Origin of the sequence: Agrobacterium sp. SORGH_AS_0745 (assembly GCF_030818995.1) — a bacterium.
GTDB lineage: Bacteria > Pseudomonadota > Alphaproteobacteria > Rhizobiales > Rhizobiaceae > Agrobacterium > Agrobacterium tumefaciens.
The window spans coordinates 646,542-662,500 of sequence record NZ_JAUTBI010000001.1 but is presented as its reverse complement, the minus strand read 5'-3'; the positions used below and the strand labels follow the sequence as shown (position 1 = coordinate 662,500).

General features: G+C 56.9%; 9 protein-coding genes, 1 tRNA gene, 2 rRNA genes and 1 pseudogene. 9 read left to right on the top strand and 4 right to left on the bottom strand.

The genetic code is table 11. The annotated features are described in order from the left end of the window. Positions 1-598 precede the first annotated feature (598 nt). The 3 genes from QE432_RS02930 to QE432_RS02920 all read left to right on the top strand — a co-directional run bounded on the left by QE432_RS02930 (position 599) and on the right by QE432_RS02920 (position 4,106). Positions 599-3,405, top strand: a 23S ribosomal RNA gene (locus QE432_RS02930). A 221-nt stretch (positions 3,406-3,626) separates the two neighbouring features. Then, a 5S ribosomal RNA gene (gene rrf, locus QE432_RS02925) occupies positions 3,627-3,741 on the top strand. 288 nt (positions 3,742-4,029) lie between these two features. Further along, a tRNA-Met gene (locus QE432_RS02920) sits at positions 4,030-4,106 on the top strand. A 379-nt stretch (positions 4,107-4,485) separates the two neighbouring features. Here the strand turns inward: QE432_RS02920 and ftsZ are convergent. The 3 genes from ftsZ to QE432_RS02905 all read right to left on the bottom strand — a co-directional run bounded on the left by ftsZ (position 4,486) and on the right by QE432_RS02905 (position 7,592). Beyond that, positions 4,486-5,490 (bottom strand): cell division protein FtsZ, encoded by a 1,005-nt coding sequence (gene ftsZ, locus QE432_RS02915; RefSeq protein WP_174012249.1) that lies wholly within the window; start codon positions 5,488-5,490, stop codon positions 4,486-4,488. Between the two features lie 57 nt (positions 5,491-5,547). Then, positions 5,548-6,831 carry a beta-ketoacyl-ACP synthase II gene (gene fabF / locus QE432_RS02910; protein WP_060642809.1) on the bottom strand — a complete coding sequence of 428 codons (1,284 nt, stop codon included), beginning with the start codon at positions 6,829-6,831 and terminating at the stop codon, positions 5,548-5,550. A gap of 173 nt (positions 6,832-7,004) precedes the next feature. Continuing rightward, positions 7,005-7,592, bottom strand: coding sequence for a TetR/AcrR family transcriptional regulator (locus QE432_RS02905; RefSeq protein WP_003519277.1), 588 nt, complete (start codon positions 7,590-7,592; stop codon positions 7,005-7,007). A gap of 98 nt (positions 7,593-7,690) precedes the next feature. On the opposite strand from QE432_RS02905, the gene QE432_RS02900 reads away from it, so the two are divergent. The 3 genes and pseudogenes from QE432_RS02900 to QE432_RS02890 all read left to right on the top strand — a co-directional run. Continuing rightward, entirely contained in the window at positions 7,691-8,803 is a 1,113-nt protein-coding gene (locus QE432_RS02900; RefSeq protein ID WP_174012251.1) for an efflux RND transporter periplasmic adaptor subunit, read from the top strand. Beyond that, complete coding sequence (locus QE432_RS02895; protein WP_306623342.1) at positions 8,803-11,913, top strand: efflux RND transporter permease subunit; 3,111 nt, start codon at positions 8,803-8,805, stop codon at positions 11,911-11,913. The genes QE432_RS02900 and QE432_RS02895 overlap by 1 nt, the downstream gene beginning before the upstream one ends. 172 nt (positions 11,914-12,085) lie before the next feature. Then, positions 12,086-12,235, top strand: a pseudogene (locus QE432_RS02890) (IS3 family transposase); the annotation flags it as partial. 47 nt (positions 12,236-12,282) lie between these two features. On the opposite strand, the gene QE432_RS02885 reads toward QE432_RS02890, so the two are convergent. Further along, a complete protein-coding gene (locus QE432_RS02885; RefSeq protein ID WP_065658404.1) occupies positions 12,283-12,831 on the bottom strand; it encodes a TetR/AcrR family transcriptional regulator in 549 nt (182 codons plus the stop codon). A gap of 112 nt (positions 12,832-12,943) precedes the next feature. On the opposite strand from QE432_RS02885, the gene QE432_RS02880 reads away from it, so the two are divergent. The 3 genes from QE432_RS02880 to QE432_RS02870 all read left to right on the top strand — a co-directional run bounded on the left by QE432_RS02880 (position 12,944) and on the right by QE432_RS02870 (position 15,954). Then, positions 12,944-13,732 (top strand): SDR family NAD(P)-dependent oxidoreductase, encoded by a 789-nt coding sequence (locus QE432_RS02880; protein WP_003519273.1) that lies wholly within the window; start codon positions 12,944-12,946, stop codon positions 13,730-13,732. Between the two features lie 48 nt (positions 13,733-13,780). After that, complete coding sequence (locus QE432_RS02875) at positions 13,781-14,875, top strand: alkene reductase (protein ID WP_003519272.1); 1,095 nt, start codon at positions 13,781-13,783, stop codon at positions 14,873-14,875. A gap of 254 nt (positions 14,876-15,129) precedes the next feature. Beyond that, the gene (locus tag QE432_RS02870) at positions 15,130-15,954 is read left to right on the top strand and encodes an oxidoreductase (RefSeq protein ID WP_003519271.1); all 825 of its coding nucleotides are present in this window, start codon (positions 15,130-15,132) and stop codon (positions 15,952-15,954) included. Positions 15,955-15,959: the final 5 nt, after the last annotated feature.

The following is a 15,959-nucleotide window of genomic DNA, read 5'->3' as shown; positions in this document are numbered from 1 at the left end:
GGACGGCGCGCGCCACGAGGCGCGACGGCCGACCGGCCTGTGTGGGTGGATTGATCGGTGAGTTGAATATCCTTTTGAAGAAATAAAAGTTTGCATCTTCTGCTAAGGAAGATGCCTGTTCTGAATACATTGTGAAGAGAAGATATGTCTGGAAGCGTCCAGGTGTTTTGGGTTTATGCCTGAAACGTCCGAGACCAATCCTTGTGAAACCATGTGATGGCTTAGTCGGCCGGAATTGGTGGAGGGGTTGGAGGTAGGAAGGATCGCTTGTCCGAGGCATTTTTGTTGTTGGAGCTTTTGCTCCTCTGATGGGAATGCTGGATTGATGTTGCCTGACCGCGCATCACCGGATGATATCTCGAGAAGCTGGTCTTAATGATACGACCTCGAAGTGCACCGGCGTGCCTTCAAAGAGGATTGTATCGAACACGTCGATGTCATCAGGAGATGATCTGGTTGTAAAAGGTAACCGGATTTTGCTGGTTTGCGGCTACCGAGAGGTGACCGTATGGCCGGATTTGGAACCCCTTCGAGCGCAAGCGAGGAGGATCAAGAATTCCAAATCAAGCAAATATGGATGAGCATAGACAATGAGAACGAAGAAGTGAATTAAGGGCATTTGGTGGATGCCTTGGCATGCACAGGCGAAGAAGGACGTGATACGCTGCGAAAAGCCGTGGGGAGCTGCGAATAAGCTTTGATCCATGGATCTCCGAATGGGGCAACCCACCTTAAATGCTTGGAAAATCCAGTCTGTTTTATGAACGGCCTGGGTTTCCAAGCATTGTTATAAGGTATCTTACTTTCGAATACATAGGGGTAAGAAGCGAACGCAGGGAACTGAAACATCTAAGTACCTGCAGGAAAGGACATCAACCGAGACTCCGTAAGTAGTGGCGAGCGAACGCGGACCAGGCCAGTGGCAATGATGAATAAAGCGGAACGATTTGGAAAAGTCGGCCATAGAGGGTGATAGCCCCTTACGCGTAGAACAGTCATTGTCCTTGAGTAGGGCGGGGCACGTGAAATCCTGTCTGAACATGGGGAGACCACTCTCCAAGCCTAAGTACTCGTGCATGACCGATAGCGAACAAGTACCGTGAGGGAAAGGTGAAAAGCACCCCGACGAGGGGAGTGAAATAGAACCTGAAACCGGATGCCTACAAACAGTCGGAGCCCGCAAGGGTGACGGCGTACCTTTTGTATAATGGGTCAACGACTTAGTGTAACTAGCAAGCTTAAGCCGGTAGGTGTAGGCGCAGCGAAAGCGAGTCTGAATAGGGCGATTGAGTTAGTTGCATTAGACCCGAAACCGAGTGATCTAGCCATGAGCAGGCTGAAGGTTGGGTAACACCAACTGGAGGGCCGAACCCGTATCTGTTGCAATAGATTGGGATGACTTGTGGCTAGGGGTGAAAGGCCAATCAAACTCGGAAATAGCTGGTTCTCCGCGAAATCTATTTAGGTAGAGCGTCGACCGAATACCCTCGGGGGTAGAGCACTGGATGGGCTATGGGGACTCACCGTCTTACTGATCCTAACCAAACTCCGAATACCGAGGAGTACTAGTCGGCAGACACACGGCGGGTGCTAACGTCCGTCGTGAAAAGGGCAACAACCCTGACCTCCAGCTAAGGTCCCCAAGTCATGGCTAAGTGGGAAAGGATGTGAGGATCCCAAAACAACCAGGATGTTGGCTTAGAAGCAGCCATCATTTAAAGAAAGCGTAACAGCTCACTGGTCTAAATAAGGGTCTTTGCGCCGAAAATGTAACGGGGCTAAAGCCATGCACCGAAGCTGAGGATGTGACAGTTGTAGTGACTGTTGCGTGGTAGCGGAGCGTTCCGTAAGTCTGTGAAGGCGGACCCGTGAGGGCTGCTGGAGATATCGGAAGTGCGAATGTTGACATGAGTAACGATAAAGGGAGTGAGAGACTCCCTCGCCGAAAGACCAAGGGTTCCTGCTTAAAGTTAATCTGAGCAGGGTTAGCCGGCCCCTAAGACGAGGCGGACACGCGTAGTCGATGGGAACCACGTTAATATTCGTGGGCCTGGTGGTAGTGACGGATCTCGTGTGTTGTACATTCTTACTGGATTGAATGTGCGGCGAAGAGGTTCCAGGAAATAGCTCCACCGTATAGACCGTACCCGAAACCGACACAGGTGGTCAGGTAGAGTATACCAAGGCGCTTGAGAGAACTATGTTGAAGGAACTCGGCAAATTGCACGCGTAACTTCGGAAGAAGCGTGACCCCATTTTACGCAAGTATGATGGGGTGGCACAGACCAGGGGGTAGCGACTGTTTATCAAAAACACAGGGCTCTGCGAAGTAGCAATACGACGTATAGGGTCTGACGCCTGCCCGGTGCTGGAAGGTTAAAGGGAGGGGTGCAAGCTCTGAACTGAAGCCCCAGTAAACGGCGGCCGTAACTATAACGGTCCTAAGGTAGCGAAATTCCTTGTCGGGTAAGTTCCGACCTGCACGAATGGCGTAACGACTTCCCCGCTGTCTCCAACATAGACTCAGTGAAATTGAATTCCCCGTGAAGATGCGGGGTTCCTGCGGTCAGACGGAAAGACCCCGTGCACCTTTACTATAGCTTTACACTGGCATTCGCCAAGGCATGTGTAGGATAGGTGGTAGGCTTTGAAGCAGGGACGCCAGTTCTTGTGGAGCCATCCTTGAAATACCACCCTTATCTTCGTGGATGTCTAACCGCGGTCCGTTATCCGGATCCGGGACAGTGTATGGTGGGTAGTTTGACTGGGGCGGTCGCCTCCGAAAGAGTAACGGAGGCGCGCGATGGTGGGCTCAGACCGGTCGGAAATCGGTCGTCGAGTGCAATGGCATAAGCCCGCCTGACTGCGAGACTGACAAGTCGAGCAGAGACGAAAGTCGGTCATAGTGATCCGGTGGTCCCGTGTGGAAGGGCCATCGCTCAACGGATAAAAGGTACGCCGGGGATAACAGGCTGATGACCCCCAAGAGTCCATATCGACGGGGTTGTTTGGCACCTCGATGTCGACTCATCGCATCCTGGGGCTGGAGCAGGTCCCAAGGGTATGGCTGTTCGCCATTTAAAGCGGTACGTGAGTTGGGTTCAGAACGTCGTGAGACAGTTCGGTCCCTATCTGCCGTGGGTGTAGGAATATTGACAGGATCTGTCCCTAGTACGAGAGGACCGGGATGGACGTATCTCTGGTGGATCTGTTGTCCTGCCAAGGGCATAGCAGAGTAGCTATATACGGAATGGATAACCGCTGAAGGCATCTAAGCGGGAAACCAACCTGAAAACGAGTGTTCCCTATCAGAGCCGTGGAAGACGACCACGTTGATAGGACGGGTGTGGAAGCATGGCAACATGTGAAGCTTACCGTTACTAATAGCTCGATCGACTTCTTCGTTCCCATTGTTCATGCTCATCAAAGACGAGCATCATCTGTTCTGTCCTGACGCGCATAGCGCTCCGGACGGGCCGCGCCACAGGGCGCGACGACCTCTGGTCTGTATGGCAAACATACGGGAAGGGTCGCAGAAAGACGTGTTAAATTAAATGAAGCGCAAGCTTCCCAGCTTCTCGAAACAACACTCATGTGAAAACATGAACTGTGTTGCGTTTTGCCGACCTGGTGGTTATCGCGGGGCGGCTGCACCCGTTCCCATTCCGAACACGGCCGTGAAACGCCCCAGCGCCAATGGTACTCCGTCTCAAGACGCGGGAGAGTAGGTCGCTGCCAGGTCTGCAAAACGCAACAAATATCTTCTCAAGCAAACTCTTCGGCCCAGCCGATACAAAGGGCCGCTCAAAGCGGCCTTTTTGCATTGCGGAACATGAAAACATAAGGAAAACGCAACGTGCGTCCCTTAAAGGAGACAAATCGCCTTCGGCAATTTGATCCGGAACTATACATCACAGCGTCCCTGTGATGCAGTCGCGATAAATCCAATACGGATTTACGCTGGTCGCGATAAATCCCATAGGGATTTACGCTGGTCGCGATAAATCCCATAGGGATTTACGCTGGTAACGCGGGGTGGAGCAGCCCGGTAGCTCGTCAGGCTCATAACCTGAAGGCCGCAGGTTCAAATCCTGCCCCCGCAACCAATATCTTCAAGACTATCAACAACAAAGCCCTCCCATCCCGGAGGGCACTTTGCGTTTAGAGCCTTGGATACCGCAAATGACTTGCTGGTGGTACAGCCCCGTGGGGCTCTGGTAGCGTGCAGCTAGGCCTTTGTAAAACACGAGCCGGAACAAGCACTTCAAGCGCTCAGAGCGGCATTCACTTTGTGATCAGGGTTTCCGCGTCACCGACGTGGCGTTGTTTCGGCAGATTTGGGCAAGGTCGCAGGCAGGCGTTTTCTCTCGATCGATTTCACTGGAATTTTCTATGTCGCCCTATCTTGGGCCGGGCGGTAGCAGACACGCAGGCACTCTCAAGTCTTCAAGGACATGCTCGCTCGAGGGTGCAAAGGAGCGAGGCTCACCCCGTGCGCTCCGCAAGAAAGGTCACCTCTGCCGGTTGCCGCAATCCGCTTGCGACAACGGACACTTTCAGTCGACCCGCAAGCGCATCGTCGAACGTCGCGCCGATCACGACATCGGCGTTAGCGTCGACCTCTTCGCGCACGCGCGTGGCTGCTTCGTCCACATCGAACAGCGTCATGTCCGGTCCACCGGAAATCGAGACGAGGAGCCCTTTGGCACCTTTGACCGATGTGTCGTCAAAAAGCGGATTAGCAATCGCTGCTTCGGCGGCAGCTCTTGCACGTCCTTCGCCTGCCGCTTCTCCCGTGCCCATCACAGCTCGGCCCATACCGCGCATCACTGACCTTAGGTCGGCGAAATCGAGATTGATAAGCCCTTCCCTGACAATCAGATCGACGACGGAGCTGACGCCTGCATAAAGAACCCGATCCGCCATTTCGAAAGCCTCAGCAAACGTCGTTGTGGCATCTGCCACCCGGAAGAGGTTCTGATTTGGGATCACGATCACGGCATCCGCGCTTTCGGCTAAACACTCTACCCCGTGTCGGGCCATTCGCATTCGATGTATGCCCTCAAATGCGAATGGCATGGTTACCACGCCGACCGTCAGTATTCCGGCCTTCCGCGCAGCTCGAGCTATAACAGGCGCGGCGCCCGTTCCAGTGCCGCCCCCCATGCCCGCGGTCACGAAACACATATGCATCCCGGTCAGATGGTCCATGATTTCGTCGATCGTTTCTTCGGCCGCCGCTTGTCCGACCTCGGCGAGTGATCCGGCCCCAAGCCCGCCAGTCGCGATCAGGCCGAGTTGCACAACTCGTGGGGCTTTAGACATGGAGAGAGCTTGTGCATCGGTGTTTGCTGCAATGAATTCTACCCCTTGCAGCTTCTGCGCCATCATGTTGTTGACCGCATTACCACCACCGCCGCCGACGCCTATAACGGCAATCCTCGGTTTGAGGTGCAGTATGTCCGGTGTCGTGCCCAAGGTTTGGTTCATTGACGTTCAAGTCCCAAGCGAAAACAGTTTCAGCGTGTGGTGGCGCGACGGTGATCCTCAGCCAGCGCCGTTTGCCTTCGGCCACCGCCGGAACACTGCGCTCGCATTGACACCGCCAAAACCGAAACCATTGGATATTGCGAATTCAGCGTCTAATTGGCGCGCGTGGTTCGCCACAAAATCGATGCCTTCGGCTTCCGGATCCGGAGCATTCAGGTTGAGAGTTGGCGGCGCAATCTGGTGCTGGAGTGCCAGAATGGTGAAGATTGCTTCCAATCCTCCAGCCGCGCCAAGTAGGTGTCCTGTCGCTGACTTCGTCCCGCTTACAGCGACAGTCTTCTCGGAACCAAAGATACTTTTGATGGCCCTGATTTCGCCGAGGTCTCCGACCGGGGTCGAGGTGGCGTGGGCATTCAGATGACCAATTTCGCGGGGGGAAATGCCTGCCTGCGCAATGGCGATCTCCATGGCTCTTTTGGCACCGTTCCCGTCTTCTGGTCCTGACGTGATGTGATGAGCGTCGGCTGTCGTGCCGTAGCCGACGAGTTCGGCAATTGGTGTAGCGCCGCGAGCAATTGCGTGGCTCAGGGATTCAATGACAAGCATGCCCGCTCCTTCGCCCATGACAAAGCCATCGCGTGATGTGTCGAAGGGGCGCGATGCCTTGTCCGGCGTTTCGTTGAAAGCAGTCGACAGAGATCTGGCGGCTGCAAAACCTCCGAGGCTGACGATGTTCATGCAGGCTTCTGTTCCGCCGCATATCGCAATTTCGGCTTCATTTGACCGAATAAGCCTCGCAGCATCGCCAATTGCCTGAACGCCGGCGGCGCACGCGGTTACCGGTGCACCGAGAGGGCCTTTGAAGCCATGACGGATTGAGACATGCCCGGCTGCGAGATTGACCAGAAACGACGGTATGGTGAAGGGCGAAAGGCGACGGACACCGCGTTGATCGACGGTGCGGACCGCTTCGGTTATCGCAGGAAAGCCGCCGATACCGGACGCGATAATCGTCGCGGTCCTCAGCCGTTCCTCATTCGAGGTCGGCTTCCAGTTTGCTTGTGCAAGCGCTTCTTCCGCGGCTGCCAGTGCAAATATGATAAAACGGTCGACCTTGCGTTGGTCCTTCGGAGCCACAATGGTGTCGGGATCGAAGCCGCCCTCGGGATCTTCCATCAATGAGGGGACAACGCCCCCGATTTTCGATGGAAGGTCCGCCACCACGTCGTCACCCAGCCGTCGAATGCCACTTCGACCCGCGAGCAGGCGCGACCAGGAGATACCGACATTCGCTCCAAGGGGACTGACAGCTCCCATTCCTGTGACAACGATACGACGCATGTTTTACACCTGTTCTTCGTTTAAATTGGCATGCCTTCGGCATCCCGACCGACGGTGCGGTCAGGGCCTGTTCTCTGGATATCCAGTTTCTTCAGTGCCTAAATCGCATCCGCCCGAACCCGACGCGGCGACTGCGTTTGGCTTTTGTTTTCCCTAGCTACCGAGCGCGATCCTCAGGCCGCATGATCAGCGCCTGCGATGCGCCTGATTTCCTCCGCCGCTGCGTCGAGGATTCCTTGAGACGTATTCTCGTCTTCCATGATCCGCGACAGGGTAACGGCGCCGACCATGAGAGACAGGATCGCCATCGCCTTGCCGCTGGGATTGGAGCTTCTGGTGTCATCAAGCAGTTCATTGAGCACCTCGAAGTGAGCGCGTATCCCATCCTCGAATGGACGCCTGACTTCTTCACTCTGCCGAGTAGCGTCCGACCCCAGTGCCACCAGGGGGCAACCTTCTGCCTTTTCTCCACGGTGGTCCTTTGACAGATAGAACGCCATCACTGCTTCGAGAGGATCGGAACTGTCCGCAGCCGCTTCAGACCATCTGCGTGTAGCGCTTTCCATCGCGCGCCTCGAAGCCTGGGCTGCAAGATCGTCCTTCGATGCAAACTGCTTGTAGAACCCGCCTTGAGTGAGTCCTGCACCCTTCATCAAATCTTTCAGGCCAATGCCATCGAATCCGTGCTCGCGAAACAGACGGCTGGCAACGTTGATCACCGTCTCCCGATTTTCCTCGGCTTGTGCCCGGCTCACTCTCATATCGACCTCCGGTTAGATTTCGTTTGACATTTATATCGCACATAGATTTAGATCGCAATCTAAATCATTTGCACCGCTGGTCAAGAAGAGAACTTACAATGAAACGCAAACATGTCCTGACTGTCGTGGGTCTTGTCGCAGCGGCTGGGGCCGCCGCCTTTTTCCTCGTTTCTGAAACCCCAAAACGGGAAGCCGAGGCCGCAGACCCAAGGACGGCTTCACCACTGGTAAGGATTGCGGAGGCGAAAAGGACAGGCAGGGCCGACCGGTCATTCACCGGGACGGTCGCATCGCGCGTTCAAAGCAATCTCGGATTTCGCGTTCCCGGTAAAATCGTGGAGCGGCTGGTCGATGTCGGTCAGCAGGTCAAACAGGGCCAACCGCTGATGCGCATTGATGAGACCGATCTTCAGCTTGCACTGACAGCAAAGCGGAATTCGGTCATATCAGCGCGTGCTATTCTGCTTCAGGCGCAAGCCGATGAGAAGCGCTATGCGGCACTGGTCAAGAATGGCCTGGCGGCCACGCCCCAGCGTTACGAACAGGCAAAGGCGGCTCTCGATACAGCGACGGCACAGCTTGCGGCGGCCGAGGCGGAAGCGGAGGTTGCCGAGAATGCGGCAACCTACACCACTCTTGTTGCTGACTCGGATGGAACGGTCGTCGAAACTCTCGGTGATCCGGGACAAGTGGTCGCCGCCGGCCAGACGGTTGTTCAACTCGCAAAGGCCGGCCCTCGCGAGGCGGTCGTCTGGCTGCCTGAGACACTGCGACCTAAGGTGGGATCGGAAGCACAGGCCAGTGTTTATGGAAGCGACGGGCTTAGTGGAAACGCCAGACTGCGACAAATCTCCGATTCGGCTGATCCTCAAACGAGAACCTATGAAGCGCGTTACATTCTTGAGGGTGATGCGGCCTCAGCACCGCTTGGCGCCACTGTAACAATCAGAACACCGGATGCCGAACGCCAGTCGGAAGTCACCGTGCCCGTCGGCGCCATTCTGGACGACGGTAATCGCACAGGTGTGTGGATCGTCGACGGCGCAACGTCAAAGGTGAAGTTCACCCCGATTAAAGTTCAGCAGATTGGCGAGGAGACGGCATTTGTCACGGGGATCGGCACCGGGGAGCAGGTCGTTGCCCTCGGCGCGCATCTTCTCGACGATGGTGCGACCGTCAGGATTGCCTCGAGCCGAGAGGTGAAAAACTAATGCGCTTCAACCTGTCAGCCATCGCGGTTCGCGAACGCGCTATCACCCTGTTCTTTATCGTGCTGCTGGCCGCAGCCGGCGTCTACGCTTTCGTCAAGCTGGGGCGCGCCGAGGATCCGTCCTTTACCATCAAGACATTGACGGTCACGTCAGTCTGGCCGGGTGCAACAGCGCGAGAAATGCAGGACCTGGTCGCCGAGCCGCTTGAGAAACGTATTCAGGAACTGACCTGGTACGACCGCGTCGAGACCACAACGAGGCCAGGTTACGCTTTCCTGACCGTCACCCTCAAGGATAACACGCCGGCAAGTGCGGTTGCAGAAGAGTTCTATCAGGCGCGCAAGAAGCTTGGCGACGAAGCCCGCAATCTCCCCCCGGGCGTGATGGGCCCATTCGTCAACGACGAATATTCTGACGTGAGTTTCGGCCTCTATGCCCTGAAGGCAAAGGGAATGCCGATGCGCGATCTCGTTCGGCAAGCGGAAGTCATCCGCCAGGACCTCCTGCACGTGCCTGGCGTCAAGAAAATCAACATCGTCGGCGAGCGCCCCGAGCAGATTTTCGTCGAGTTCTCCTATGCGAAGCTCGCGACACTCGGCATATCCGCGCAGGATATCGCTTCTGCGTTGCAGCGACAGAACACGGTCACGCCTGCGGGTTCAATCGACACACGAGGCCCACAGGTCTTTATCCGCTTCGACGGAGCTTACAACAGTGTGCAGGCGATTGCCGACACGCCGATCGTTGCTGCTGGACGAACCCTGAAGCTCTCCGATCTTGCAGAGGTGCGACGCGGTTATCAGGATCCCGCCACGTATATCATCCGCCACGAAGGTGAACCGACAATCATGCTGGGTGCGGTGATGCAGGCGGGATGGAACGGTCTTGATCTCGGCAAGGCGCTTGAGGCTCGCTCTGCCGCCATTGCGCAAACGTTGCCGCTGGGGATGACGCTTACCAAAGTCAGCGACCAGGCCGTCAACATCGATGAAGCCGTCGGCGAGTTCATGCTCAAGTTCGCGATGGCGCTTGGCGTGGTTCTGTTTGTCAGTCTGGTGGCACTTGGCTGGCGCGTTGGTATTGTTGTCGCTCTTGCTGTGCCACTCACCCTTGCGGTGGTCTTTCTCATCATGCTGGAGACCGGGCGCTTCTTCGACCGCATCACGCTTGGCGCTTTGATCCTCGCGCTTGGCCTTCTAGTTGACGATGCCATCATTGCCATCGAAGTGATGGTGGTGAAGATGGAGGAGGGCATGGACCGCATCAAGGCGGCCGCCTATGCCTGGAGCCATACGGCAGCGCCGATGCTGTCCGGCACGCTGGTCACGATCATCGGGCTGATGCCCGTGGGTTTTGCCAAGTCGACCGCAGGCGAATATGCCGGTAACATCTTCTGGGTCGTGGGCTTTGCGCTCATCGTATCCTGGATCGTCGCCGTCACCTTCACGCCCTATCTCGGTGTGAAGATGTTGCCCAACATCAAGCCGGTCGAGGGCGGTCATCACGCCATCTATGACACGCCGAATTATCGCCGTCTGCGCTCCGTCATCGAGTTCGCTGTCCGCCATAAGTTCATGGTCTGCGCCGTGGTCGGCATTTCCATGGCCGTTTCGGTCGTTGGAATGGGCGGCGTGAAACAACAGTTTTTCCCGACATCGGATCGGCCTGAGGTGCTGGTTGAGGTGCGCATGCCCGAGGGCACAAGCATCGAGGCGACGGCATCTGCGGTGAAGAAAGTCGAGGACTGGCTGCAAACTCAGCCTGAGACCAATATCGTCACGTCGTACGTAGGGCAGGGCGCACCCCGGTTCTTCTTTGCCATGGCACCGGAACTACCTGACCCTGCCTTCGCCAAGGTCGTCGTGCTCACACCCGATGCCCACGCACGTGAAGAACTGAAGCATCGCCTTCGTGCACTTATTTCGGAGGGTCTTGTTCCTGAAGCGTCCGTCCGCGTCACCCAGCTTGTGTTTGGTCCTTACACGCCGTTCCCGGTCGAGTTCCGGATCATGGGTCCCGATCAGGATGAACTCTACAGGATTTCTGAGCAGGCTCTGGCGATCATGAAGACTATCCCCGATGTTCGCCAAGCCAACCGTGACTGGGGCAACCGAACACCCGTTCTGCGATTTGTGCCCGACCAGGAGCGGCTCAATCTGATTGGTCTTTCTCCATCGGAGGCAGCCCAGCAATTGCAGATGCTGCTCTCCGGCATCCCCGTTACGCAGGTGCGCGACAATATCCGCAACGTGCCCGTCGTCGCTCGCAGTGCTGGCGAAAACCGCCTCGATCCGTCACGTCTTGCCGATTTCTCTCTGATGAGCAGGGATGGCCGTCAGGTTCCGCTGGATCAACTCGGGCACTCCGAAATCCGGTTTGAAGAACCTATCCTGAAGCGTCGTGACCGCACGCCTGTCATCACGATCAGGTCTGATATCAACGAGGCGACGCAGCCTCCGGAGGTTTCCCAACAGGTTATGAAAGCTCTGCAGCCACTCATCGCGTCGCTTCCCGTTGGATATCGTATCGAGATGGGCGGCAACATCGAGGAGTCTCTCAAGGCGAATACGGCACTCGCTCAGGTTTTCCCGGTGATGATTGCTGCCATGCTGATCGTCATCATTCTGCAGGTTCGCAGTCTCTCGACAATGACAATGGTGATGCTGACAGCGCCGCTTGGTCTTGCCGGGGTGGTTCCGACCCTGCTCCTGTTCAATCAGCCTTTCGGCTTCAACGCCATTCTCGGCTTGATCGGACTGGCGGGTATCCTGATGCGCAACACGCTTATCCTGACAGAGCAAATCAAGGAGAACCAGGCGGCGGGGCTTGATGACTATCATGCCGTTATCGAAGCGACAGTGCAGCGGACACGACCCGTGATCCTGACGGCTCTCGCGGCGATCCTGGCGTTCATACCTCTGACCCACTCAGTATTTTGGGGGTCGATGGCCTATACCCTGATCGGTGGAACGGCAGCAGGCACGGTGATGATCCTGCTCTTCCTTCCGGCTCTCTATGCTGTCTGGTTCCGGATCAAGCCACCCAAGGCGGGTGCCGAAAAAGAGACGGTCGAGCACGTAGGGCAGCCACTGGCGCTCGCGGCAGAGTAGGGGCGTCCATGCGTGCCGGCTCAAACCTGAAGCGTGATGTGACGGCGGCATTTAAGGGCAGCAGGAGCCGAACAATGCGTGGCCTCACACCATCTGGCCGAGCACCGTTGAAAGGCTGGGATTTTCCATCTTATCCACATCCGGACCGATCTTCCGCCCGGACTAGTAGCACGGATACCAGACCCCGGCAGCCTATGCCGGGATCATCACTGCGCCCGGCTCCAATGCTGCGGGAGATCAAAGCTTCGCTTTGCCACCGATTTGCCACACCGCGCCAAATGGAATGTTGAAAAACGCAGAACCTCCAATCGCATTTGGATGAAGGTTCCGTGGGAGGTCATGCCGGTACGCGTCGTCGTTTTTTGCGGACTAACTGACGCTGTTGTCGATCCATGCGTGCGTCTGTTCCAGAATCTCGTCCGATAGTTCCGGATCGTCGATTGCCCGGGCGAGTATGACCGCCCCAACCATGGCCGCCCAGCTTCCTATCGCTGTGCGCCGGCGATCTGCCGGGTCCAGTTGCGGGAGTGCCTTTTCGATCCGGCTGATCTGCGCACGAAGGCCTTCTGTCATGGCGGAGCGCGCCGGCGGCGTCTGATGGCGAATTGCTGCAGCGAGACCGGCGGTTGGGCAGCCACCGGCAGCGTTGTCGCGATGGCGAGGCGCAAGATAGGATTTGACGAAATCGCTGAAGTTGCCTCCTCCGACGCTATCTGAAGCAAGGGCATGGGCAAGGGTCTCCGCGACCAGATCGTCTTTTGAACTGAAATGTCCATAAAAGCCGCCGTGAGTAAGACCGGCTGCCTTCATCACCTCCGCAACGCTGACGGCATCGAACCCCTTGTCGCGAAACAGCCGGCTGGCGACATCCAGAATCCGGCGACGGTTTTCCGCCATCTGTTCTCGGCTGACCTTCATTTTCACAATTCTCCCAACATGGTCGTTGACATTTACATGATGGCTATCATATTTAAATCCAATCATGACGATTGTCATGAATATAGGTTCCATCACAGAAAAGAGCAATCCCATGAGCACAAATCCTGCAGTCCTCATCACCGGCGCCTCCACCGGTATTGGTGCAACCTATGCCGATCGGTTTGCGCGGCGCGGCCACGATCTCGTGCTGGTCGCCCGTGACGTGGCGCGAATGGAGGCCGTTGCAAGCCGTCTGCGACAGGAAACCGGCGTGGCCATAGACATCGTCCAGGCGGATCTCACGCAACTCGCCGATCTTGCGAAAGTAGAGACGAGACTGCGCGACGATGACAGCATCGGCATCCTCGTCAATAATGCCGGAACGGCCATCGGTGGAACGTTCATCGAGCAGAGCACCGACGACATGGCCCGGCTTGTTGCACTCAACTCGACTGCACTCGTTCGCCTTGCCAGCGCAATTGCTCCTCGACTCGTCAAGAAAGGTGAGGGTGCAATCGTCAACATCGGCTCCGTGGTTGGTCTGGCGCCGGAGTTCGGCATGACGGTCTACGGCGCAACCAAGGCCTTTGTCCTCTTCCTGTCTCAGGGGCTTAGCCTCGAGCTTGGACCGAAGGGCGTCTACGTTCAGGCTGTTCTTCCCGCCACGACTCGAACCGAAATCTGGGACCATGTCGGCGCCGACGTCAATGCACTGAACAACGTCATGGAGGTGGGCGATCTTGTGGATGCGGCTCTGGTCGGCTTCGACCGTCGCGAGCCGGTGACCATCCCGCCGCTTCCCGATGCCGGTCAGTGGGAAGCCTTTGAAGCTGCGCGCAAGACCATGCTGGCCAACTTCGGCAATGCGCTGCCAGCCGAACGGTACCGCACCGTCGCTTGAGCAGACCGCGCAACCCATACCGCTGCGGCGGCAACACATAGGTAAATCATGACTAAAAAGACGCTTTTCGAACCCTATACGCTCGGCTCCTTGACGCTTTCCAACCGGATCGTCATGGCGCCCCTGACGCGCAATCGCGCCGGTTCGGGCTTTGTCGCAGGTGACCTGACGGCTGAATATTACGGCCAGCGTGCTTCTGCCGGGCTCATCATTTCCGAGGCCACGCAAATATCACAGCAGGGGCAGGGATACCAGGACACGCCCGGTATCTATACCCAGGCGCAGATCGAAGGCTGGCGCAAGGTCACCAGTGCGGTGCACGAGAAGGGTGGCCATATATTCCTCCAGCTCTGGCACGTCGGTCGCATCAGCCATGTTGATCTCCAGCCGAACGGCGCAGCGCCGGTTGCCCCTTCAGCCATCCGCGCCGAGACAAAGACGTTCGTCAACAATGCCTTCGTGGACGTTTCGCAACCCCGTGCCCTTGAACTGGAAGAGCTTCCTGGGATCGTCGACGATTTCCGTCAGGCAGCAGCCAACGCCATCGAGGCTGGTTTCGATGGTGTCGAGATCCACGGGGCCAACGGCTATCTGCTTGATCAGTTCGCCAAGGACGGTGCCAATGTTCGCACAGACGCCTATGGCGGCTCTGTCGAAAACCGTGCGCGCCTCATGCTGGAAGTCACGGCCGCGGTTGTCCAGGAAATCGGCGCTGCACGCACCGGCATCCGCATCTCGCCGGTCTCGCCCGCCAATGGCATTTCGAGTACTGATCCGCAGGCGCAGTTCGATTACATCGTCGATCAGCTCGAAGCCCTTGGCATCGTGTACATTCATGTCGTCGAGGGTGCCACAGGTGGGCGGCGCGATGTCGCGCCATTCGACTTCGGATCATTGCGCCGTCGCTTCAGCAAGACCTATATCGCCAACAACGGCTATGACCTCGAACTGGCGACTTCGCATCTTACCGAGGGCCTGGCGGATCTGATCGCCTTCGGCCGGCCGTTCATTGCCAATCCCGATTTGGTTGAACGATTGAAAAGCGATGCGCCGTTGGCAGAGATAAACCCGGCTACGCTCTACGGTGGCGGTGCTGCGGGTTATATCGATTACCCCTCTTTGGCGGCAGCTGCCGGGCGTTGACTACTTTTGGGGTCGCTCGCTGGTGCGGCCCCATCAAATCAGTGTGCTGTGCCTGATCCGTTGCGGATTGGTGCCGGGTCCCGACACTGAAGGGTTACCCTTTCCCTCGCCGTCTGAAAGTCACGCTTGACTTTAATGATGATATATATCATTAAAAATCATCAATGATGACGGAAATCATCATAAAATTAGTGTCGTAAAACCATATGCCTTGGCGGCAATCCATGGTGATACCGAAAAGAGAGAAAGACGCTATGGCGACGTTTGCTACTAAAAGACAGAAGACTGCCTTTGTGACCGGGGCTTCCAGTGGGATTGGCAAGGCGGCCGCCACGGCTCTGGCCCGGGCAGGCTACCGGGTGATTGGCACGAGTCGTAAGGCCGCACCTGGCGAGATACGTGATGGCATTCGGATGATTGCTTGTGACGTGACTTCCGATTTGTCTGTCTCGGATGCCGTGGCGCTGGCGCATCAGGAACTTGGCCGTATCGACCTTCTGGTCAACAATGCCGGTTACGCCCTGTCCGGGGCGGCCGAAGAAAGCTCGGTGGATCAGGTTCGTTCGCTGTTCGAAACCAATTTTCTGGGTGTCGTTCGGGTGACCAATGCCGTGTTGCCGATGATGCGCCAACAGGGCTATGGCAGGATATTGAACATCGGCTCTGTCCTGGGCTTAATACCCGGTCCTTTTGGAGCCTATTACTCGGCCAGCAAGCACGCCATTGAGGGCTATTCGGAATCGCTGGACCATGAGGTTCGCCAGTTCGGCATCCGTGTCGCCGTGATCGAGCCTTGGGCAACGAAAACTTCGATCGAGGCCAACTCTCCGCAAGGCGACCGTCCGGTTGCAGCCTATGGCCAGACACTGGCCAGATACCGCACGGCGTTTGACTTGGCCATGGCGACCGGCGACACGGCGGATGATGTTGCGGCCACCATCCTGATGGCGGCGCAGGACAAGGCGCCGCGGTTGCGCTACCCCTCCGGCAAGGCGGCCCGGCAGACCTCGTTTGCCCGGCGTTTCCTGCCGCGCGCGCTGTTTGATCGAACCTTGCGCAAGCAATTCAACATCGCGTGAGCGAG

Bases quoted from the DNA above. Each gene is read 5' to 3' on its own strand.
- QE432_RS02880 (WP_003519273.1), top strand. From the start codon at position 12,944: ATGAGCACAAATCCTGCAGTCCTCATCACCGGCGCCTCCACCGGTATT.
- QE432_RS02905 (WP_003519277.1), bottom strand. From the start codon at position 7,592: ATGAGAGTGAGCCGGGCACAAGCCGAGGAAAATCGGGAGACGGTGATC.
- QE432_RS02875 (WP_003519272.1), top strand. From the start codon at position 13,781: ATGACTAAAAAGACGCTTTTCGAACCCTATACGCTCGGCTCCTTGACG.
- fabF (WP_060642809.1), bottom strand. From the start codon at position 6,831: ATGCGTCGTATCGTTGTCACAGGAATGGGAGCTGTCAGTCCCCTTGGA.
- QE432_RS02885 (WP_065658404.1), bottom strand. From the start codon at position 12,831: ATGAAGGTCAGCCGAGAACAGATGGCGGAAAACCGTCGCCGGATTCTG.
- QE432_RS02895 (WP_306623342.1), top strand. From the start codon at position 8,803: ATGCGCTTCAACCTGTCAGCCATCGCGGTTCGCGAACGCGCTATCACC.
- QE432_RS02870 (WP_003519271.1), top strand. From the start codon at position 15,130: ATGGCGACGTTTGCTACTAAAAGACAGAAGACTGCCTTTGTGACCGGG.
- QE432_RS02900 (WP_174012251.1), top strand. From the start codon at position 7,691: ATGAAACGCAAACATGTCCTGACTGTCGTGGGTCTTGTCGCAGCGGCT.
- ftsZ (WP_174012249.1), bottom strand. From the start codon at position 5,490: ATGAACCAAACCTTGGGCACGACACCGGACATACTGCACCTCAAACCG.